This is a genomic window from Kitasatospora sp. NPDC101157 (assembly GCF_044768255.1).
In the GTDB taxonomy this organism is placed as follows: Bacteria; Actinomycetota; Actinomycetes; order Streptomycetales; family Streptomycetaceae; genus Kitasatospora.
On record NZ_JBIWPL010000025.1, the window covers coordinates 113370 to 131926 of the forward strand.

An 18557-nucleotide genomic window follows, 5' to 3' on the forward strand; every position below is an offset into this window, starting at 1 on the left:
GGGGCCCGGGCGCCACTTCCCCGTGGGGTTGACCCACACGCCAACTCAATCGGGGCTTTGGGGCCGGGTTGGGGGGGGGGGGGGGGGGGGGCCCCCCCCCCCCCGCCCCCGGCCGTTGCGGTACGTCCGCCCGCTCAGCGCCGTCCGGAGCGCCGGTCCTTCGAGCCGCCGGAGTCGCCGCCACCGGCCAGGCCGGCCCGGCGGAGCGCGTCCGCCATGGCGCTGTTCGCCGGGGCGCCGCCGCCGAAGCCGACCCGGTCGCTGCGGTCACCCCGGTCACCGCGCTCGCCACCGCCGCGCCGGTCCTGGCCGCCGCGACCGCCCTGGCCGCCGCCACGCCGCTCCTGGCGGGGCGGACGGGCCTGCCGGTCGCCGCCACGGTCCCCGCCGCGGTCGCCGCGCTCGCGGCCGACCTCGTCGTCCAGTCGCAGGGTGAGCCCGATCCGCTTGCGCGGCACGTCCACCGAGACCACCCGGACCTTGACGATGTCGCCGGGCTTGACCACCTCGCGCGGGTCCTTGACGAAGTTCCGCGACAGCGCCGAGACGTGCACCAGCCCGTCCTGGTGGACGCCCACGTCGACGAAGGCGCCGAACGCGGCGACGTTGGTGACCACGCCCTCCAGCACCATGCCGACCTCCAGGTCGCCGATCTTGTCGACGCCCTCCTTGAAGACGGCGGTGCGGAAGGCCGGGCGCGGGTCCCGGCCCGGCTTGTCGAGCTCGCCGAGGATGTCGGTGACGGTCGGGATGCCGAAGGTGTCGTCGGCGAAGTCGGCCGGGCGCAGCGCCCGCAGCCGCTCGCCGTTGCCGATCAGCTCGCGCAGCTCCCCGCCGGTCGAGGCGAGGATGCGGCGCACCACCGGGTAGGCCTCGGGGTGCACGCTGGAGGCGTCCAGCGGGTCCTCGCCGCCGGGGATGCGCAGGAAGCCGGCGCACTGCTCGAAGGCCTTGGGGCCGAGCCGGGAGACGTCCTTGAGCTGCTTGCGGGTGCGGAACGGGCCGTTGGCGTCGCGGTGGGCCACGATGTTGTCGGCCAGCGTCGCGGTGATGCCGGAGACCCGGGTGAGCAGCGGCGCCGAGGCGGTGTTGACGTCCACACCGACGGCGTTGACGCAGTCCTCGACCACGGCGTCCAGCGAGCGGGAGAGCTTCACCTCGCTCAGGTCGTGCTGGTACTGGCCGACGCCGATCGACTTGGGGTCGATCTTGACGAGCTCGGCCAGCGGGTCCTGGAGGCGGCGGGCGATCGAGACCGCGCCGCGGATCGACACGTCGAGGTCCGGCAGCTCCTGCGAGGCGAACGCGGAGGCCGAGTAGACCGAGGCGCCGGCCTCGCTGACCATCGCCTTGGTGAGCTTCAGCTCGGGGTGGCGCTTGAGCAGGTCCTCGGCGAGCTTGTCGGTCTCCCGGGAGGCGGTGCCGTTGCCGATCGCCACCAGATCGACGTCGTGCTTCTTCGCCAGCGCCGCCAGGGTGGCCAGGGCGGCGTCCCACTTGTTGGCGGGCTGGTGCGGGTAGATGGTCTCGTACGCGACGACCTTGCCGGTGGCGTCCACCACGGCGACCTTCACCCCGGTGCGGAAGCCCGGGTCCAGGCCCATGGTGGCGCGGGTGCCGGCCGGGGCGGCGAGCAGCAGGTCGCGCAGGTTGGCGGCGAAGACGCGCACCGCCTCGTCCTCGGCCTCGGCGCGCAGCCGGGCACGCAGGTCGATGCCGAGGCGCACCAGGATGCGGGTGCGCCAGGCCCAGCGGACGGTGTCGCCGAGCCACTTGTCGGCCGGGCGGCCGCGGTCGGCGATGCCGAAGCGGGCGGCGATGCGCTGCTCGTAGTCGTTCTCGCCGGGCAGGTCGCCCTCGGACTCACCGTCGTAGGGCGACAGTTCGAGGTCGAGCACCTCCTCCTTCTCGCCGCGCAGCATGGCCAGGATGCGGTGCGAGGGGAGCTTGGTGTACGGCTCGGCGAAGTCGAAGTAGTCGGCGAACTTGGCGCCGTCGCCCTCCTTGCCGTCGCGGACCTTCGCGACCAGGCGGCCGCGGGTCCACATCCGCTCGCGCAGCGAGCCGACCAGGTCGGCGTCCTCACCGAAGCGCTCGACCAGGATCGCCCGGGCGCCCTCCAGGGCCGCCGCGCCGTCCGCGACCGACTCGTTGAGGTACCGGGCGGCGAGTGCGGCCGGGTCCTGGGTGGGGTCGGCGAGCAGGGTGTCGGCCAGCGGTTCCAGCCCGGCCTCGCGGGCGATCTGCGCCTTGGTGCGGCGCTTGGGCTTGAAGGGGAGGTAGATGTCCTCCAGCCGGGCCTTGGAATCGGCGGCCAGCACCTGGGCGCGCAGCGCGTCGTCCAGCTTGCCCTGGGACTCGATCGACTCCAGGACGGCCGCCCGCCGCTCCTCCAGCTCGCGCAGGTAGCGCAGCCGCTCCTCCAGGGTGCGCAGCTGGGCGTCGTCCAGCGAGCCCGTGACCTCCTTGCGGTAGCGGGCCACGAACGGCACGGTCGAGCCGCCGTCGAGCAGTTCGACCGCAGCCTTCACCTGCCCCTCGCGGACGCCCAGTTCCTCGGCGATCTTGCGCTCGATCGCCTGCTGGGCCTGCCGGGCCACCTGTTCGACTGGCGTGGTCACGAAGCCGGTCACCTTCTCCTTCAGTGCTTTCGCCGTACGCCCTGCATTCTGGCAGGTGCCGGTGACGCCCACCGGTCGTACCCGGGACGGCGGGCGTGGCGTGGTCTCCCCCGCCGGCGACCGACGGGTGACGGGCGGGTGGCGCCGTGGTGGCCGGCGGGTGGAGCCCGTCCGGACCCCGTGCTGGTCGAAGTCGTGTGCGCAGTTCGCGAATCCGGGTGATCCCCGGCGATCTGCGCTGTACGCTGCCGGGCATGTGCGCTGCCGCCCGGATGCACCCCGATGAACCGGTCGTCGACGCGGCCCTGGTACGGCGGTTGATCTCCGCCCAGTTCCCGCAGTGGGTGGGCCTTCCGGTCACGCCCGTCGGGTCCGCCGGGACGGACAACGCGATGTTCCGGCTCGGGCCCGAACTCGCCGTCCGGCTGCCCCGGGTGGAGTGGGCCGCCGGCGACGTCCGCCGCGAACACCAGTGGCTGCCCCGGCTGGCACCCCGGCTGCCGCTGCCCGTGCCCGCCCCGCTGGCCGTCGGCCGCCCCGCCGCGAACTACCCGTGGGAGTGGTCGGTGGTGCGCTGGCTCGACGGCGTCAATCCGGCGGTCGGGGTGCTCGCCGCACCCGAGGCGCTGGCCCGCGACCTGGCCGGCTTCGTCAACGCCCTGCGCGCCCTCAACCCCGCCGGCGCCCCGGCCGGCCACCGCAGCGTGCCGCTCGCCTCCCGGGACGGCTCGACCCGCGCGGCGATCGCCCAGCTCGCCGGCACGATCGACACCGCGGCCGCAACCGCCCTGTGGGACAAGGCGCTCCGCCTCCCCGAGTACGCCGGGCCGCCGGTCTGGATGCACGGCGACCTCACCCCGGGCAACGTGCTGCTCAACAGATCCGGCCGGCTCGCCGCCGTCATCGACTTCGCCCTGATGGGCGTCGGCGACCCCACCGCCGACCTGATCCCCGCCTGGTACCTGCTCCCCGCCTCCGCCCGCCCCGCCTTCCGGGCCGCCCTGCGCGCCGACGACGCCATGTGGGCCCGCGGCCGGGCCTGGGCCTTCTCCATGGCCCTGGTGACGATCCCGTACTACCGCCACACCGACCCGGCGCTGACCGCCAGCGCCCGCCACGTCGTCCGCGAGGTGCTCGCCGACCGCGGCGTCTAGGACGCCACCACCAGAGCCAGCAGACGGGCCAGCAGTGGGCCCCGGTCGTCGGCGCGCCAGGCGAGGGCGGAGTGGGTGCGGGCGCTGCCGGGCTCGACCGGACGGAAGGCGACGCCCCGCAGCCGGATCCGGCGGATGCTCGCCGGGGCCAGCGAGACCCCGAGGCCGGCCCCGACCAGGGCGCACACCGTCTGCCACTCCACCGCGTGCTGCCCGATCCGCGGGGTGAAGCCCGCCCCGGTGCACAGGCCGGTGATCCGGTCGTACAGCGGCGGCCCCTCCTCCCGGGGCAGCAGCACGAACGGCTCGTCCGCCAACTGCCCCAGCCGGACGGTCCGTTGGGCAGCCAGCGGGTGGTGCGCGGGGAGGACGGCGACGAAGGGCTCGCTGAGCACCGTCCGGAAGCGCAACTCCGGTGCGTCGGCGGGCGGTTCGCGCAGCAGGCCGACGTCGATGCGGCCCTCGCGCAGCGCGGCGAGCTGCGGGGCGCCGGTCATCTCCCGTACGTCGAGCCGCACGCCGGGGTGGCGGTCCCGGAAGCCGCGCAGCAGCCCGGGCAGGACGGTGAGGGCCAGCGAGGCGGAGAACCCGATCCGCAGCCGGCCCGCCTCACCGCTGCCGACGGCCCGGGCGGCGGCCAGCCCGTCCGCGAGCTCCCCCAGGGCCCGGCGCGCGGCGGGCAGGAGCTCGCGCCCGGCGGGGGTCAGGGCGACGCCGCCGGGCGCCCTGAGGAACAGCGGGTGGCCGACCTTCTCCTCCAGCCGGCGGATCTGCTGGCTCAGCGGCGGCTGGGCGACGCCGAGGCGGGCGGCGGCCCGGCCGAAGTGCAGCTCCTCGGCGAGGACGACGAAGGCGTGCAGCTGCGACAGGGGGAGTTCGGGGCGTTCCATACCGCCAGGGATATCAGACCGGCGTCGGAGCAGTATTGGACGTATTCCCGCAGGCCACCTAGCGTTCGGCGCATGACGGAGCGACGCGCGGTACTCAGCGGTTCCACCTTCGAGGAGCAGATCGGTTACGCCCGTGCCCTGGTCGACGGCGACTGGGTGCACGTGTCCGGCACGACCGGCTTCGACTACACCACCATGACCATCGCGGAGGACGTGGTGGAGCAGGCCGAGCAGTGCCTGCGCAACATCGGGTCCGCACTGGCCGAGGCCGGCAGCGGCTTCGCCGACGTGGTGCGGGTGCGCTACCTGCTGCCCGAGCGCGCGGACTTCGAGCCCTGCTGGCCGGTCCTGCGCCGCTGCTTCGGCGACGTCCGCCCGGCCGCGACGATGCAGGTGTGCGGCCTCGCCGACCCCCGGATGCGGATCGAGATCGAGGTCACCGCCCGGCGTCCGGTGCCGGGTGACCGCAGCTGATCCGTTGCCAGCAGACCGGCCGTCCGCGGTCGTTGCTATGGTTCTCCCCGCCACTACGGGCAGGGGAGCGGACTTGGCAGGGAGCGTCATCGACGTCAGGGTGAGCCGGCGGGTGCTGTGGATCGGCGGGGACGCCTACCCGCTGCAGCACATCGCCCGGGCGCGGCAGTTGGTGTGGTGGCCGCCCAAACGCTCGCGGACGGTCATCAGGTTCGTCCGTCAGGTGTTCGGGCTGCTGTTCGCCGTCAGCCTCCTCAGCGCGCTCACCCACAACTCGACGGACCAGGCACAGGCGGCCGCCGTCCCGGGCGTGCTGCTGCTGGCCGGCTTCGCGTTCTGCCTCTACCGGTTCGTCACCCGGCTGCGGCAGAAACCGGTGTACAAGCTGGTCATCGAGACCTCGAACGCCGCGACGACCGCCGTGGTGAGCCACAACTCCTGGCAGATCACCAACCTGATCCAGCTGATCATGGAGGCGATCGACAACCCCCAGGCGGAGTTCGCCCTCCAGGTCGAGAACCTCCACGTCGGCGACAAGATCACCCAGTACGGCGACCACAACACCGGAAAGCGGGTCGGACTGTGAGCAACTCCTTCCACTTCGGCGACTCGGTCACCCAGCACGGTGACCACAACATCGGCATCATCAAGAACCAGGGCCCGGTCGACCCGAAGGCCGCCCTGGCCGAACTCGTCACCGCCGTCCGACAGTTGCGCGAGCAGGTCCCGGCCGAGGACCGGGAGGTGCTGGACGAGTCGCTGGAGGCCATCGGCGACGGCTCCGAGGCCTCGCCGTCCGTCCTGCGGCGGGCGCTGCGCAACATCTCCGGGGTGGCCTCGCTGGTCCGGGCGGGCGCGCCGGTGGTGGAGTCGGTCCGGCGGATCCTGGACTCGCTCAACTCCTGATTTTCATACCGGGTCAGGAAGCTGTCCTGGTCAAGGCCCACTGCTAGCCTGGCCTCCATGACTGGTCTGCGGGAGCGCAAGAAGGAACGGACGCGACGGGCCATCTCCGAGGCGGCCATCGCGCTGTTCCTGGAGCACGGATTCGACCGGGTCTCGGTGGCGGACGTCGCGGCCGCCGCCGAGGTCTCCAAGCCCACCCTGTTCAGCTACTTCGCCAGCAAGGAGGACCTGGTCGTCCACCGCTTCGCCGACCACCAGGAACAGGCGGCGGACGTGGTCCGGGGCCGGGCCGACGGCGAGACGGTGCTCGACGCGCTGCGCCGGGACTTCCTGGACGGCCTCGCCCGGCACGACCCGGTCACCGGCCTCAACGACCACCCCCAGGTCCTGGCCTTCACCTCCCTCGTCCAGGGCACCCCCAGCCTGGCGGCCAGGGTCAGCGCCTACGTGGCCCGCGCCGAGCAGTCCCTCGCCGACGCCCTGCGCGAGGCCGGCGACCTCGCCCCGCCGCCGGAGCTCACCGCCCAGCTGCTCGCCGCCCAGGTCACCGCCACCCAACGCGTCCTCGCCCTGCACAACTGGCGCCGCATCCACGAGGGCGGCCGAACCGCCGACGAGCTCCACCCCGACGCCGTCGCCGAGGCCGACCGCGCCTTCGAGCTCCTCGCCCGGGGGTACACGCCCTGACGCCGCTGGCTAGAGTGCCGCACATGTCAACGCGTCACATCGAGTTCGAGGCCCTGCACAACTTCCGCGACCTGGGCGGCTGTTCGGCCGCCGACGGACGGACCGTCCGCCAGGGCCTGCTCTACCGCTCCGACTCGCTCGGCAAGTCCTCCCCCGCCGACCTGGAGAAGCTCCAGGCCCTCGGCGTGCGGACCGTGATCGACCTGCGCTACGACTGGGAGATCGCCGCCAAGGGCCGGGTGCCCCACTTCGACGGGCTGGACTTCCACAACCTCTCGATCGAGCACCGCCCGTACGACCAGGCCTCGATCGACCCGGAGCTCGACCCCTGGCGCTACCTGGCCGACCGCTTCGCCGAGGTCGCCGAGGACGGCGTGAAGGAGATCCGGCAGACGCTGGAGGTGATCACCGACGCGAAGGCCCCGGTGGTCTTCCACTGCATGTCCGGCAAGGACCGCACCGGCCTGATCGCCGCCCTGGTGCTCACCCTGCTCGGCGTCTCCGAGGACGACATCGCCGCCGACTTCGCCCTCACCGAGCACGCCACCCCGTACCTGGTCGCCGACTGGCACGCCGCCCACCCCGGCCGGGCCCTCCGCTGGCCCGGCTACGGCCGTGCCCCGGAAACCGTCATCCGCCTCGCCCTCGCCGACCTCGCCACCCGCTACGGCTCCGTCGAGGCCTACCTCACCGGCACCGTGGGCTTCGACCGCTCCCGGATCGACGCCCTGCGCTCACGGTTGCTGACCGACTGACCACCTGGGGCCGGTTGTCGGGCACGGCCCACGGACCGGCGCCGCGGCCCGTTCCTACCGCCGACGCGGACGGCCGGAGCGGTTGCCGCCCTGCGGGCGGGGGCCGCCGCCGCGGGGCCTGCGCTCGCCGGCGGCGGCAGCCGGGGCGGTCTCGGGCCAGTGGGCGGGGCGGGCGAGGCCGGCCGGGAGCCGGGTGGTGGCGTCGCCGCGGGCGGCGTCGAGCTGGGCCTGGGTGAGGAAGAGGGCCGTGCTGAGGTCGGCGCCGGCGAGGTCGGCGTCGCGCAGGTCGGCCCCGATGAGGTCGGCGAGGCGCAGGTCGGCGCCGGAGAGGTCGGCGGCGACGAGGAGGGCGCCGCGCAGGTTGGCTCCCTGGAGGTCGGCTCCGCGCAGGCGGGCGCCGAAGAGGTCGGCGCCGCGGTGTTCGCGGCGGCGGGGAACGGCGGCCCGGACGAGTTCGCCGGCGCGCAGCAGCAGTTCGCTGATGCGCCGGCGGTGGGCCGCGACGTCGACGGCGAGGATCTCCTCGGGGGTGCCGCCGGCGAGGCGGTCGGTCTCCTCCAGGGCGTGCCGCAGCTCGGCGTGGACGGGGGCGGCGGGGGCGAAGGTGAGCGCCTCGGTGAGGTACCGGAGCAGTTCGTGGAGCTGCCGCACGATCGGGAACACGTCGAACATCGGCTTGGCGCTGTCGGGTTCCTCGCGCCAGCTGACCCCGCCGAAGGTGACCTGGGAGACCCGCTGTCCGGCGCCGAAGCAGTCGTAGACGGTGCATCCCTGGAAGCCGCTGTCGCGCAGCCGGGCGTGGATGCCGCAGCTGAAGTCCGTCCGCAGGTTGCGGCAGGGGCTGCCGGCGGCCTTGTTGACGGCGAAGTCGGTGCCGGCGGCGAAGGGCAGGGCGACGCAGCAGAGGCCGAAGCAGTTGCCGCAGTCGGACCGGAGCGGGGTCGGCTCGGCCGCCGTGGGGTCCTGCGGCGGCACGGTCTCGCTCACGGTCCGGATCCTCTCACCTGCTGGTTGCCTTGAACCGGAAATCCTACTGGGCAGGGCCACCCTCACGCCGGTAAGGTTCGAAAGGGATATGAGACCATTACTCATGGGGGTACCATGCCGCAGTCGAACGTCACCGAGCTGGTCCGGATGTGGATCAGCGGCTGGGTCGCCTCCCGGGGCGCCGCCGATCCGGTGGAGCAGCCCTGGGGCTGGACCATCGACGTCGGCGCGCCGACCGGGGAGGTGGGGCGGCACGTGCTGCCCGAGCCGACCGAGGCCGAGGTCCGCAAGCTCGCCGAGGCGACCACCGCGCCGACCACCTGGTTGAAGCTGTTCGCCGAGGACGACACCGTACGGCCCTGGCTGGGCCCGCAGTGGCGGCTGGACCAGCCGGGCTTCCTGATGACCGTCCCGCTCACCCCCGAGAAGCCCGCCGTACCGGACGGCTACACCCTGACCACCTGGACCCGCGGCGGCGTCCTGCGCGCCCTGGTGCGCGACGAGGGGGGATGCCTCGCCGCCCGCGGCCAGGCCGGCCTGGCCGACGCGGTGGCCGTGCCGGACCAGATCGTCACCGCGCCCGACCACCGCCGCCGGGGCCTGGGCTCGGTGGTGATGCGGGCCCTGCAGTCCGGCGCGCACGAGGCGGGCGCCCGCACCGGGGTGCTGGTCGGCACGGCGGCCGGCCAGGCGCTCTACACGGCGCTGGGCTGGACCACCCGCGCCCCGATGGCCAGCCTGGTCCTCGAAGCGGGGCACCCCGAGCAGAACTCCCCGGGCAGGTCCTAGGCCTACGGGTACGGCAGCAGCTCCGGCCGCTTCGGCGGGCGTCCGTCGCCGGAGGAGCGGCCGGTGAGGCGGCGGCCGATCCACGGGCCGAGGTGGGCGCCCAGCCAGCGGGCGTCCGAGCGCAGCTTCTCGGCGCGGCCGGGCGGGGCGGCGGCGGGCAGCGGGGCGCGCCAGTCGGTGGCGGCGGGGCGGCCGAGCGCCTCCAGGACGCCCTCGGCGACCCGGCGGTGACCCTCGGGCGACAGGTGCAGCCGGTCCTCGGCCCAGAGCCGGCGGTCGTCGAAGCAGGGTGCGGAGAACAGGTCGACGACGGCGAAGCCGTCCTGCTGCCCGAGCTCCTGCACGAAGGCCTTCATCCGCAGGATGGCGGGCAGCAGCCGGGCGCTGCCCGCCAGCCGGCGGGTGGGGTCGGTGCTGGTGAACAGCACGACGGTGGCGCCGGTGGCGCGCAGCTGGGCGGCGCAGCGGCCGAGCAGCCGCTCGACCCGGTCGATGTCGCAGCCGGGGCGCAGTACGTCGTTGAAGCCGCCGGCCAGGGTGACGAGTTCGGCGCCCATCCCGACGGCGGCGGGGAGCTGTTCGTCGTGGATCTGGCCGATGAGCTTGCCCCGGACGGCGAGGTTGGCGTACCGGAAGTCCGCAGCGCCTTCGGCCGCGAGCGCGGCGGCGACCCGGTCTGCCCAGCCCCGGTAGTGGCCGTCGGGATGGAGGTCGTCGCACATGCCCTCGGTGAAGGAGTCCCCGACGGCGACGTAGCTGGCGTAGCTGCGGCTGGTGGTGGGCACGGGCTGCCTCCGCTTTCCTGAGATGGCTCCGCGATCCGACGATCGTACGTGTGCACTTACCAACCAGTGCCGCGGGGGTCCGGTCGCTCATTCGCCGTCCACCGGACGTTTATCGGTCCGCGCCATCCTGGGGCCACGGGGCGGCGGCCGGCGACGGGGGCCTTGCCGCCGCCCCACCGCCGCCTTGCCGCGACCCCACCACCGCTCTTCCGTGACCCCACCACCGCCTTGCCGCGACCCCACCGTCGCCCTGCTGCGGCCCCACCGCCGCCTTCCGGCGGCTCCCGGAGGACTCAGCCCGGGACCACGGCCTTCGGTGCCGTGAACCAGTGCTCGCGCACCGCGTCGGTGGGCCGCTGTTCGCCCAGGGCACCCAGCCCCCACTCCCCCAGCGCCTCGATCACCGGCCGCAGTTCGCGTCCGCGCTCGGTCAGCTCGTACACCGTCGCGTTGGCCGGCCGTTCCAGCCGCCGCCGCTCCGCCAGCCCTTCGCCCTCCAGCTGCTTGAGCCGGGCGGCGAGGATGTCGGTGGAGACGCCGGGCAGGTCGGCGTGCAGGTCGGTGTAGCGGCGCGGGCCGCCCAGGAGTTCACGGACGATCAGGAGGCTCCAGCGCTCCCCCACCGCGTCCAGGGCGCGGGCGACGGCGCAGTACTGGTCGTAGCTTCGGCGTGACATGTGGATCAGCATAGCCAAGAGGTTGGACTTTCCAAGTGCCAGCTTGGTAGAACAAAGCAGAAGCAACGGAGCGGTGGTGACGGTCGGGAGGCCGCAGATGGAGTTTCGGCAGTCCAGCAAGCTGAATGACGTGTGCTACGAGATCCGGGGCCCGGTGGTCGACCAGGCCAACGCCCTGGAGGAGGCCGGGCACAGCGTGCTGCGCCTGAACACCGGCAACCCGGCTCCGTTCGGCTTCGAGGCGCCCGAGGAGATCATCCAGGACATCATCCGCAACCTGCCCTCGGCGCACGGCTACAGCGACTCCCGAGGCATCCTGCCGGCCCGGCGCGCGGTGGTGCAGTACTACCAGCAGCGCGGCGTCCAGGGCGTCGGCGTCAACGACGTCTACCTCGGCAACGGCGTCTCCGAGCTGATCCAGATGGCGGTCACCGCGCTGGTCGACGACGGCGACGAGGTGCTCGTCCCGATGCCGGACTACCCGCTGTGGACGGCGTCCGTCCGGCTGGCCGGCGGCAAGGCCGTGCACTACCTGTGCGACGAAGGGGCCGAGTGGTACCCGGACCTGGACGACATCGCCGCCAAGATCAGCGCCCGCACCAAGGCGATCGTCGTCATCAACCCCAACAACCCCACCGGCGCGGTGTACCCGAAGGAGCTCCTGGAGGGCATCCTCGACCTGGCCCGCCGCCACCAGCTGATGGTGCTGGCCGACGAGATCTACGACAAGATCCTCTACGACGGCACCGAGCACCACTGCCTGGCCGCCCTCGCCGACGACGTGCTCACCCTCACCTTCAACGGCCTCTCCAAGGCCTACCGGGTGGCCGGCTTCCGCAGCGGCTGGCTGGTCGTCTCCGGCCCCAAGCAGCACGCCACCGACTACCTGGAGGGCCTGACCATGCTCTCCGGCATGCGGCTGTGCCCCAACGTGCCCGCGCAGTACGCGGTGCAGGCCGCGCTCGGCGGCCACCAGTCCATCAACGACCTGGTCCTGCCCGGCGGCCGGCTCACCGAGCAGCGGGACATCGCGGTCAAGGCGCTCAACGAGATCCCCGGCGTCAGCTGCGTCAAGCCCAAGGGCGCCCTGTACGCCTTCGCCCGGCTCGACCCGGCCGTGCACCGGATCGTCGACGACGAGCGCTTCGTCCTGGACCTGCTGCTGCGCGAGAAGATCCACGTCGTCCAGGGCACCGGCTTCAACTGGCCCCGCCCGGACCACTTCCGCTTCGTCACCCTCCCGCGCGCCGACGACCTGGAGACGGCGATCAACCGGATCGGGCGCTTCCTGGCGACGTACCGGCAGGGCTGAGCGCCTGGGGCCGGTCCGCCGGACAGGCCCTAACCTGCACGTCATGACCGTGCTCCGTTCCGTCGCCCTGTTCGCCCTCGCCGCGCTCGCCGAGATCGGCGGCTGCTGGCTGGTCTGGCAGAGCGTGAAGGAGCAACGGCCCTGGTGGCTGGCCGGGTTGGGCGTGGTGGCGCTCGGCGCGTACGGCTTCGTGGCGGCGCTGCAGCCGGACGCGGACTTCGGCCGGGTGCTGGCCGCCTACGGCGGGGTGTTCGTGGCCGGGTCGCTGCTGTGGGGGGTGGTCGTGGACGGCTTCCGGCCGACCCGCTACGACCTGCTCGGCGCGCTGATCTGCCTGGCCGGGGTCGGTGTGATCATGTACGGGCCCCGGCGCTGAACCTCCCGCGCCGGGGCCGCACCGGGCCGATCGGGGCTACCAGCCCCAGCCGCCGCCCTGCCCGTCGTCGTCGCCGCGGGAGTCCCAGCCCTCGCCGACCTCGCGCAGGATCGTGTAGTTGTCGATCTGCGTGCCGTTCTCTGCCAGCGCGGTGACCTTCATGACCGACTTCTGGCCCAGGTGCGCCGGGGTGACGTCGACCTTGATGAAGGAGTAGCCGGTGTAGCGGACCCGCGACCACTGGATGGTCTCGGGGACCTTCACCCTGCCCTTGCCCCAGTAGTAGGTCTTCACCTCGTCCTGGTGGCTCTCGTGCCCCTCGTAGGTGTCCGGCACGTCGAACTTGTACAGGCTGCGGCCGGCCGCGCCCGCGGTCACGTAGACCACGCCGTCCTTGGCGGGCTCGATGGTGGCGCCGCTCGGCACCTGCTTGGCGACCTTGTTGCCGAGGATGGCGTCGGTGCGCTCGTAGATGTGGTTGTGGCCGTTGATGACCAGGTCCACCCGGTACTTCTCGAACAGCGGCACCCAGGCCTCGCGGACGCCGCCCTCGGAGGCGTGGGCGACGGTCGTGGAGAAGGCGCAGTGGTGGAAGAAGACCACGATGAAGTCGACGGTCTCGTCGCCGCGCAGGTCCTTGAGGGTGCGCTCCAGCCACTTGGTCTGCTTGCCCGCCGAGACGCCCAGGTTGGCCGGGATCTCGTAGGAGACGTCGTTGGCGTCCAGCGAGACGACGCCGACGTTCTTGTAGCGGAAGGTGTAGACGCCGGGGACCTTGCGCGGGTCCGGGCCGTTGTCCGGCAGGAAGAAGCGGCTGTTCTCGCCGCCGTAGCCGTTGGGCGAGTACCAGGCCTCGATGTCGTGGTTGCCGTACGCGACCATCCACGGGATGTCGGCGGCGATCGTCTCGGTCTGGACCAGGAAGTCGTCCCAGGTCCGCGCGTTGAAGACGGACTTGTCGGGGTCGGTGCCCGAACCGGCCGGGTCGGCGTAGCAGATGTCGCCGGCGTGCAGGTGGAAGGCCGGCTTCTGGGCCTTGATGATGTTGTCGTTGCCGGCCGCGTGGGCGCTGACACCCTGGTCGCCGAAGGCGGTGAAGGTGAACGGCTCGTACACCTTGCCCCAGCGGTGGTCCCGGGACGGCGCGGTGCGGAAGGTGTGCAGGGTGGAGATCTGCTGCTGCGAGGCGGGGTCGAAGCCCTCGTGGCCGACGCCGTAGTAGTAGGTGGTGTCGGGGTGGAGGTCCTCCAGCGCCACGTGCAGGTAGTACTGGTCCACCGGCTGGCCGTTCGGGGTCAGCGCCGGGGTGTGCAGGGCCCGGACCTCGGCCTGGATCTTGTGGCTGAGCTCCCACGGGTGCTTGCCGAAGCGCAGGAACGGCTTCTTGACCGGCGCCGGGACCTGCCAGGAGATGCGGAACTGGGTGTCCGGCTCGGCACCGAACTGGAGGTGACGGCCGATCGGCGCGACCAGCGCGCCGTCGATGCCGGCCGTCGTGGCACCGGTCAGCAGCTGCGGACCGGCCGGGGCGGCGAAGGCCGGTGCACTGCCCAGTGCACCGCCGACGGCCACGGCGCCCACGGTCACCGCGCCGGCGCGCAGCATCCGACGACGGGAGAAACGGGCCCGCAGGTACTCGTGCTGCTCGGCCGTGCTCATGCGGTCGGCAAGCTTCGCCGGCACGCCCATGTTGGGGATATCCATGCGCGGGACTCTGTCAGCGGTGCGTTGACCGCACACGGACTCGGGATGAACGAGCGTCAGCGCCTCCCCCACTCGAACACCAACGCCGGGTCACGATCCGGTAAAGAACATGTCCGCGCCAAAGAGGGCGCGACGGAGCCGGCCGCCGCTCCCGGGAGCGCCGGAGGGGGAGTCAGGCGGACGGCTCGTCCCAGAGGTTCGCGGAGCGGCTGCCGGTGCCGTCGCAGGTGCGGCAGATCTCGTCCCGGTAGGCCTGCTTGGCGCCGGTCGCGTCCACCCGGTAGCGGACGTACACCCCGGTGCCGTCGCAGAGGAAGCAGTTGCCGCCCCCGCCGCCCACCTCGGTGGTACCGGTGCCCTGGCAGGTGCGGCAGTTGAGGCCGGCGGTGCGGCCGGTGCCCGCGCAGATGCGGCAGACCGTCGTCATCGTCTTCCTCCCGTTGCACGGAACCGCTCGATGCCACCGGTCATGGTAGTGGGCCGACCTCGAAGCCGTCCCGGGGCGGGGATCTGATTCGCCGTCACCGTCGGCCGGGGCCGTCAGGCCCGGTGGGTCACTCCGGGAGTCCCTCGCGGACCCGTCGGGAGACCGAGATCAGCTGGAGGTCGAGCAGCCCGGGCGGGTCGGCGAGGCCCGGTCCGCCCGCGTGCACCCAGGCGGCTATGTCGTCGATCATCTCGTCCATCAGCACGAAGCCGAGCCAGACCGGGCGGCCGCCGGCCGCCCGCCCCTCGCTGGACGGGCCGACCACCACCACGTTGGACTGGGTGCACACGTCCAGGCACGTGACGGCCCGGACCCGGCCCGCCGAGCCGACGGCCGTCCGCAACCGCTCGTACTGCCCGGCGTGGTCCACCCCCGGGTGCTTCGCCTCGGTGCCGCAGCAGCAGCCCCGGCACACGGTGACGGTCACCGGGGAGCCGGCGCCCCGCTTCCGGTCGCGGCCGTTCCCGCCGTCACGGTCGGCCCTGCCACCACGGTCGCGGTCACGGTCTCGGCGGCTCATCCGCTCTGGTCCCCCTCCTGGGTCGGCGGCCCCGGTCGTCGACGGCACGCTCTGCACCGGAACTGTACCTGTCAGGGCACCGGCCCCCGCGGGCCACCCGATCGGCCTGGAACAGGAACTGGAATAGGATCCGACCGACGAGCGGCCGGGGAAGGGCCGGGGAGAGAGGGACGGGCGGATGCCGAAGCGGAGGACCCGGGGCCTGTGGTTCGCGGTGGCCGTGGCGGTGGCCGGGATCCTGTGCGGGGCGCTCGGACTCTCGGTGGTCCTCACCGGCGGCTACTCCCTCCACCGCATGGACGGCACGGCGATGGAGCCGGCGCTCCGGCCGGGCGACCGGATGCTGGCCGACCGGGTCGCCGCCGCGGACGTCCGGCGCGGCGAGATCCACATCGCCGACTCCCCCTGGGGCCTCCACGGTTCCCCCGTGTTCCGGGTGATGGCCCTCGGCGGCCAGCGGATCGCCTGCGCCGACGGCCGGCTCAGCCTCGACGGGCAGCCGCTGGACGAACCGGCCGACCGGGGGGCCGACAGCTGCCCGCGCGACTTCGACGTCACCGTCCCGCCCGGACGGGCCTTCCTGATGGGCGACCGGCGGGCCACCGCGAACGACTCCCGGCTCCACCTCGACGACGGCCACCAGGGCACCGTCGAACTCGCCGCGCTGACCGGGGACCGGGTGGTCTGGCACTCCGGCAACGACTCGCCCGCCCTGCCCGGCAAGCTGATCGGTGCGGCGCTGCTGATGGTGCTCGGCGCCCTGCTCACGGTCTTCGGGGTGCTCGCCGCGGTGGTCATCGCCTCCTTCGCCGCCGCCCGGCGCCGCGCTCCGGCCGAGCCCCTCCACTGACGCCGGGTCGGCCCCCTCGGCCGACGCCGCGGAGTGCTCGAATTCCGCTCCACCGCGTATCGGAGTTGTTTTCGAAACACGGTGGAGCGGAATTCAAAATGTCACTCAGTGCCATCTGACGGGGTTTCCGGAATTTCCGTCGAAAGCATGGACGCCGACGAAACCTGGAAGTAACTTACCTGCGAGTAGCTGTGGCCCGGCTCGGCACGACCCCCCACCCGTCGTTTCTCTCCCCCAGGAGGAACCGTGCTCCGCCCTGCCCGGAATTCCCGGCGACTCCGCAATTCGAGCCTGCTCGCCGCCGTCGCCGTCGGCGCCGCCCTCGCACTCACCTCCACCACCGCCCAGGCCGCCACCCCCGCCCCGAAGCACTACGTGGCCCTCGGCGACTCCTACGCCGCCGGCGCCGGCGTGCCCGGCCAGTCGGCCGGCCTGTGCCTGCGCTCCGACCACAACTACGGCCACCTGGTCGCCGCCTCGCTCAAGGCCGGCGCCTACACCGACGTCACCTGCTCGGCCGCCAAGGTCAAGGCCATGACGCAGCCGCAGTACGACGCCTTCATCCGGGTCAACGACCCGCAGCTGGACTCGGTGACCGCCGACACCGACCTGGTCACCCTCGGGATCGGCGGCAACGACCTCGCCGCCAGCGACCTCGGCCTCGGCGAACTGGTCGCCACCTGCATCGCCGGCGCGGTCGTCAACCCGCTCGGCACGCCGTGCAAGGACGTCTACCACCACGGCTACTGGGACTGGAACACCTGGTCCTGGCAGTACGGCAACGACGACCTGGCCGAGCGGATCACCACCACCATCGCCCCGCAGATCGCCACCACCCTCCAGCAGATCCACGCCAAGGCCCCCAAGGCCCGGGTGCTGCTGGTCGGTTACCCGTCCGTGCTGCCCGCCGACGGCTCGACCTGCGTCCTGCGCCAGCCGGTGACGCCGGGCGACGTCGAGTACATGTACGGGGTGCTCAACAAGCTGAACGCCGCCCTGAAGTCCACCGCGGCCGCCAACGGCGCGACGTACGTGGACACCGCGACCCCGACCCGCGGGCACGACGTCTGCTCCGACGACCGCTGGATCGAGGGCGCGCTGCCCGGCTCGCCCGCCGTACCGTTCCACCCGAACGCGACCGGCGAGCAGGTGATGGCGAACGCGGTGCTCGCCGCGCTGAAGTAACCGCGGCGGCAGCGGCCTTCGGAAAGTCCCGAACGGCACTGCGCAGGGACTCCGGAAAGCCCCGAGGGGCCGGTGACCAGACCCCGGTCACCGGCCCCTCGGTTGCGTTCGTCCCCGTTCGTGGAGCCGGTCCGCTCCGGAGCTACTCCGCTTCGGGGCTACTCCGCTTCGGCCGGGGAAGCGGCCGCCAGTCCGGCCGACCACTTCTCCTCGACCTTGCCGAACTTCCAGAACGCGATCGCTCCGATCCAGGTCAGCACGAACAGGCCCACGATCGCGTAGCCGACGAAGTTGAGGTCCAGATCGCCGATCCAGGCGATCGGCCCGCTGGTGATGTCCAGCTTCTCCCCGAGCAGGCCGATCAGCTCGATCAGGCCGATGACCAGCGCGACCAGCACCGACAGGCCGGTGACGGTCAGGTTGTAGTAGATCTTCCGGACCGGCTTGGAGAACGCCCACTCGTAGGCGAAGTTCATGAACGAGCCGTCGATGGTGTCCAGCAGGCTCATTCCCGCCGCGAACAGGATCGGCAGGGTCAGCAGCGCGTACCAGGGCAGCGAGAAGGCGGCCGCGCCGCCCGCCAGCACCAGCAGGGACACCTCGGTCGCGGTGTCGAAGCCCAGGCCGAACAGCAGGCCCACCGGGTACATGTGCCAGGACTTGGTCACCGCCCGGGTGACCTTGCCGAGGATCCGGTTCATCAGCCCGCGCCGCTCCAACTGGCGCTCCAGCTCGGCCTCGTCGTACTCGCCCAGGCGCATCCGGCGGAACACCCGGAGGATCCCGTTGAAGGCGCCCAGGTTGATCAGGCCGAGCAGCAGCAGGAACGAGCCGGAGACGGTGGTGCCGATCAGGCCGGTCATCCGGTGCAGGGTCGAGTCGTCCGCCTCCACCTGGTCGGCGAGGGTGCGGATGCCGAAGGCCAGCAGCGCGCACAGGCCGAAGACGACCGAGGAGTGCCCGAGCGAGAACCAGAAGCCCACCGACAGCGGCCGCTTGCCCTGGCCCATCAGCTTGCGGGTGGTGTTGTCAATGGCCGCGATGTGGTCCGCGTCGAAGGCGTGCCGCATCCCGAGGGTGTAGGCGGTCAGTCCCATGCCCGCGCCGAACACCTGGCCGCCGACGTCGTAGTGCTCGGGCGCGACCAGCGCGAGCAGCGTGAACCAGCCGATGACGTGCAGCGCGAGGATGAAGCCGCCCATCCCGGCCAGCCGGATCCACTCCTCACGGGTGAGCCGGTCGCGCCACCTGACGGGCGGGGCGCCTGCCGGGGCACCTGGGGCGGTGCTGGGCATCCTGTGGTCCTAATTCGTGAGTAGGTGATTCCAGTCGGCCTGTCAGGGCCGGTGGAGTGATTTGCGGATGGGGACCGGGATCTCGTCAGGTTTTCCAGGCCTG

At 72.7% G+C, this 18557-nt stretch carries 19 protein-coding genes and 1 pseudogene; 11 read left to right on the forward strand and 9 right to left on the reverse strand.

Annotation, left to right across the window (positions count from 1 at the left end; translation table 11 throughout):
* Positions 1-134: 134 nt before the first annotated feature.
* On the reverse strand, positions 135-2621 hold the full coding sequence (locus tag ACIRVF_RS34510) for a Tex family protein (protein WP_402826936.1): 2487 nt from the start codon (positions 2619-2621) through the stop codon (positions 135-137).
* Between the two features lie 254 nt (positions 2622-2875).
* On the opposite strand from ACIRVF_RS34510, the gene ACIRVF_RS34515 reads away from it, so the two are divergent.
* On the forward strand, positions 2876-3775 hold the full coding sequence (locus ACIRVF_RS34515) for an aminoglycoside phosphotransferase family protein (RefSeq protein ID WP_402826939.1): 900 nt from the start codon (positions 2876-2878) through the stop codon (positions 3773-3775).
* Here ACIRVF_RS34515 and ACIRVF_RS34520 read toward each other — a convergent pair.
* Positions 3772-4665: a LysR family transcriptional regulator gene (locus ACIRVF_RS34520; RefSeq protein WP_402826942.1), complete on the reverse strand. Its 894-nt coding sequence runs from the start codon at positions 4663-4665 to the stop codon at positions 3772-3774. The genes ACIRVF_RS34515 and ACIRVF_RS34520 overlap by 4 nt on opposite strands.
* A 72-nt stretch (positions 4666-4737) precedes the next feature.
* Between ACIRVF_RS34520 and ACIRVF_RS34525 the strand changes: the two genes are divergently transcribed.
* The 5 genes from ACIRVF_RS34525 (at position 4738) to ACIRVF_RS34545 (ending at position 7487) form a co-directional block, all read left to right on the forward strand.
* Positions 4738-5139: a RidA family protein gene (locus ACIRVF_RS34525; RefSeq protein ID WP_402826945.1), complete on the forward strand. Its 402-nt coding sequence runs from the start codon at positions 4738-4740 to the stop codon at positions 5137-5139.
* A gap of 73 nt (positions 5140-5212) precedes the next feature.
* Positions 5213-5725 carry a DUF6232 family protein gene (locus tag ACIRVF_RS34530; protein WP_402826947.1) on the forward strand — a complete coding sequence of 171 codons (513 nt, stop codon included), beginning with the start codon at positions 5213-5215 and terminating at the stop codon, positions 5723-5725.
* Positions 5722-6045: a hypothetical protein gene (locus ACIRVF_RS34535; protein WP_402826950.1), complete on the forward strand. Its 324-nt coding sequence runs from the start codon at positions 5722-5724 to the stop codon at positions 6043-6045. Before ACIRVF_RS34530 ends, ACIRVF_RS34535 begins: the two co-directional genes overlap by 4 nt.
* A gap of 57 nt (positions 6046-6102) precedes the next feature.
* Positions 6103-6732 (forward strand): TetR/AcrR family transcriptional regulator, encoded by a 630-nt coding sequence (locus tag ACIRVF_RS34540; RefSeq protein ID WP_402826952.1) that lies wholly within the window; start codon positions 6103-6105, stop codon positions 6730-6732.
* A gap of 23 nt (positions 6733-6755) precedes the next feature.
* The gene (locus ACIRVF_RS34545; RefSeq protein WP_402826955.1) at positions 6756-7487 is read left to right on the forward strand and encodes a tyrosine-protein phosphatase; all 732 of its coding nucleotides are present in this window, start codon (positions 6756-6758) and stop codon (positions 7485-7487) included.
* A 54-nt stretch (positions 7488-7541) separates the two neighbouring features.
* Here ACIRVF_RS34545 and ACIRVF_RS34550 read toward each other — a convergent pair whose 3' ends face one another.
* On the reverse strand, positions 7542-8474 hold the full coding sequence (locus tag ACIRVF_RS34550) for a pentapeptide repeat-containing protein (protein WP_402826958.1): 933 nt from the start codon (positions 8472-8474) through the stop codon (positions 7542-7544).
* A gap of 114 nt (positions 8475-8588) precedes the next feature.
* Between ACIRVF_RS34550 and ACIRVF_RS34555 the strand changes: the two genes are divergently transcribed.
* Positions 8589-9263 (forward strand): GNAT family N-acetyltransferase, encoded by a 675-nt coding sequence (locus tag ACIRVF_RS34555; protein WP_402826961.1) that lies wholly within the window; start codon positions 8589-8591, stop codon positions 9261-9263.
* 2 nt (positions 9264-9265) lie between these two features.
* Here the strand turns inward: ACIRVF_RS34555 and ACIRVF_RS34560 are convergent, their stop codons facing one another.
* Together ACIRVF_RS34560 and ACIRVF_RS34565 are read right to left on the reverse strand one after the other, a co-directional pair.
* On the reverse strand, positions 9266-10048 hold the full coding sequence (locus ACIRVF_RS34560; RefSeq protein WP_402826964.1) for an SGNH/GDSL hydrolase family protein: 783 nt from the start codon (positions 10046-10048) through the stop codon (positions 9266-9268).
* A gap of 314 nt (positions 10049-10362) precedes the next feature.
* Positions 10363-10725, reverse strand: a pseudogene (locus ACIRVF_RS34565) (winged helix-turn-helix transcriptional regulator); the annotation flags it as partial.
* A gap of 97 nt (positions 10726-10822) precedes the next feature.
* Between ACIRVF_RS34565 and ACIRVF_RS34570 the strand changes: the two are divergent.
* Together ACIRVF_RS34570 and ACIRVF_RS34575 are read left to right on the forward strand one after the other, a co-directional pair.
* Entirely contained in the window at positions 10823-12037 is a 1215-nt protein-coding gene (locus ACIRVF_RS34570) for a pyridoxal phosphate-dependent aminotransferase (protein ID WP_402826967.1), read from the forward strand.
* 43 nt (positions 12038-12080) lie between these two features.
* Complete coding sequence (locus ACIRVF_RS34575) at positions 12081-12413, forward strand: YnfA family protein (RefSeq protein WP_402826970.1); 333 nt, start codon at positions 12081-12083, stop codon at positions 12411-12413.
* A gap of 36 nt (positions 12414-12449) precedes the next feature.
* Here the strand turns inward: ACIRVF_RS34575 and ACIRVF_RS34580 are convergent, their stop codons facing one another.
* The 3 genes from ACIRVF_RS34580 to ACIRVF_RS34590 all read right to left on the reverse strand — a co-directional run bounded on the left by ACIRVF_RS34580 (position 12450) and on the right by ACIRVF_RS34590 (position 15124).
* Positions 12450-14117 carry a fibronectin type III domain-containing protein gene (locus ACIRVF_RS34580; RefSeq protein WP_402826972.1) on the reverse strand — a complete coding sequence of 556 codons (1668 nt, stop codon included), beginning with the start codon at positions 14115-14117 and terminating at the stop codon, positions 12450-12452.
* A gap of 172 nt (positions 14118-14289) precedes the next feature.
* The gene (locus ACIRVF_RS34585; RefSeq protein WP_396242451.1) at positions 14290-14544 is read right to left on the reverse strand and encodes a hypothetical protein; all 255 of its coding nucleotides are present in this window, start codon (positions 14542-14544) and stop codon (positions 14290-14292) included.
* Positions 14545-14671: 127 nt separating this feature from the next.
* Positions 14672-15124, reverse strand: coding sequence for a (2Fe-2S) ferredoxin domain-containing protein (locus tag ACIRVF_RS34590; protein ID WP_402826973.1), 453 nt, complete (start codon positions 15122-15124; stop codon positions 14672-14674).
* A 178-nt stretch (positions 15125-15302) separates the two neighbouring features.
* Here ACIRVF_RS34590 and lepB point away from each other — a divergent pair, with 178 nt between their 5' ends.
* Positions 15303-15974 carry a signal peptidase I gene (gene lepB, locus ACIRVF_RS34595; RefSeq protein WP_402826976.1) on the forward strand — a complete coding sequence of 224 codons (672 nt, stop codon included), beginning with the start codon at positions 15303-15305 and terminating at the stop codon, positions 15972-15974.
* Between the two features lie 246 nt (positions 15975-16220).
* Complete coding sequence (locus ACIRVF_RS34600; protein ID WP_402826979.1) at positions 16221-17159, forward strand: SGNH/GDSL hydrolase family protein; 939 nt, start codon at positions 16221-16223, stop codon at positions 17157-17159.
* A gap of 158 nt (positions 17160-17317) precedes the next feature.
* Here the strand turns inward: ACIRVF_RS34600 and ACIRVF_RS34605 are convergent, their stop codons facing one another.
* Positions 17318-18454, reverse strand: a complete 1137-nt coding sequence (locus tag ACIRVF_RS34605) for a HoxN/HupN/NixA family nickel/cobalt transporter (RefSeq protein ID WP_402826982.1) — start codon at positions 18452-18454, stop codon at positions 17318-17320.
* Positions 18455-18557 lie beyond the last annotated feature (103 nt).

Bases quoted from the DNA above. Each gene is read 5' to 3' on its own strand.
- ACIRVF_RS34575 (WP_402826970.1), top strand. From the start codon at position 12,081: ATGACCGTGCTCCGTTCCGTCGCCCTGTTCGCCCTCGCCGCGCTCGCC.
- ACIRVF_RS34520 (WP_402826942.1), bottom strand. From the start codon at position 4,665: ATGGAACGCCCCGAACTCCCCCTGTCGCAGCTGCACGCCTTCGTCGTC.
- lepB (WP_402826976.1), top strand. From the start codon at position 15,303: ATGCCGAAGCGGAGGACCCGGGGCCTGTGGTTCGCGGTGGCCGTGGCG.
- ACIRVF_RS34545 (WP_402826955.1), top strand. From the start codon at position 6,756: ATGTCAACGCGTCACATCGAGTTCGAGGCCCTGCACAACTTCCGCGAC.
- ACIRVF_RS34580 (WP_402826972.1), bottom strand. From the start codon at position 14,117: ATGGATATCCCCAACATGGGCGTGCCGGCGAAGCTTGCCGACCGCATG.
- ACIRVF_RS34555 (WP_402826961.1), top strand. From the start codon at position 8,589: ATGCCGCAGTCGAACGTCACCGAGCTGGTCCGGATGTGGATCAGCGGC.
- ACIRVF_RS34540 (WP_402826952.1), top strand. From the start codon at position 6,103: ATGACTGGTCTGCGGGAGCGCAAGAAGGAACGGACGCGACGGGCCATC.
- ACIRVF_RS34515 (WP_402826939.1), top strand. From the start codon at position 2,876: ATGTGCGCTGCCGCCCGGATGCACCCCGATGAACCGGTCGTCGACGCG.
- ACIRVF_RS34525 (WP_402826945.1), top strand. From the start codon at position 4,738: ATGACGGAGCGACGCGCGGTACTCAGCGGTTCCACCTTCGAGGAGCAG.
- ACIRVF_RS34585 (WP_396242451.1), bottom strand. From the start codon at position 14,544: ATGACGACGGTCTGCCGCATCTGCGCGGGCACCGGCCGCACCGCCGGC.
- ACIRVF_RS34570 (WP_402826967.1), top strand. From the start codon at position 10,823: ATGGAGTTTCGGCAGTCCAGCAAGCTGAATGACGTGTGCTACGAGATC.
- ACIRVF_RS34605 (WP_402826982.1), bottom strand. From the start codon at position 18,454: ATGCCCAGCACCGCCCCAGGTGCCCCGGCAGGCGCCCCGCCCGTCAGG.
- ACIRVF_RS34590 (WP_402826973.1), bottom strand. From the start codon at position 15,124: ATGAGCCGCCGAGACCGTGACCGCGACCGTGGTGGCAGGGCCGACCGT.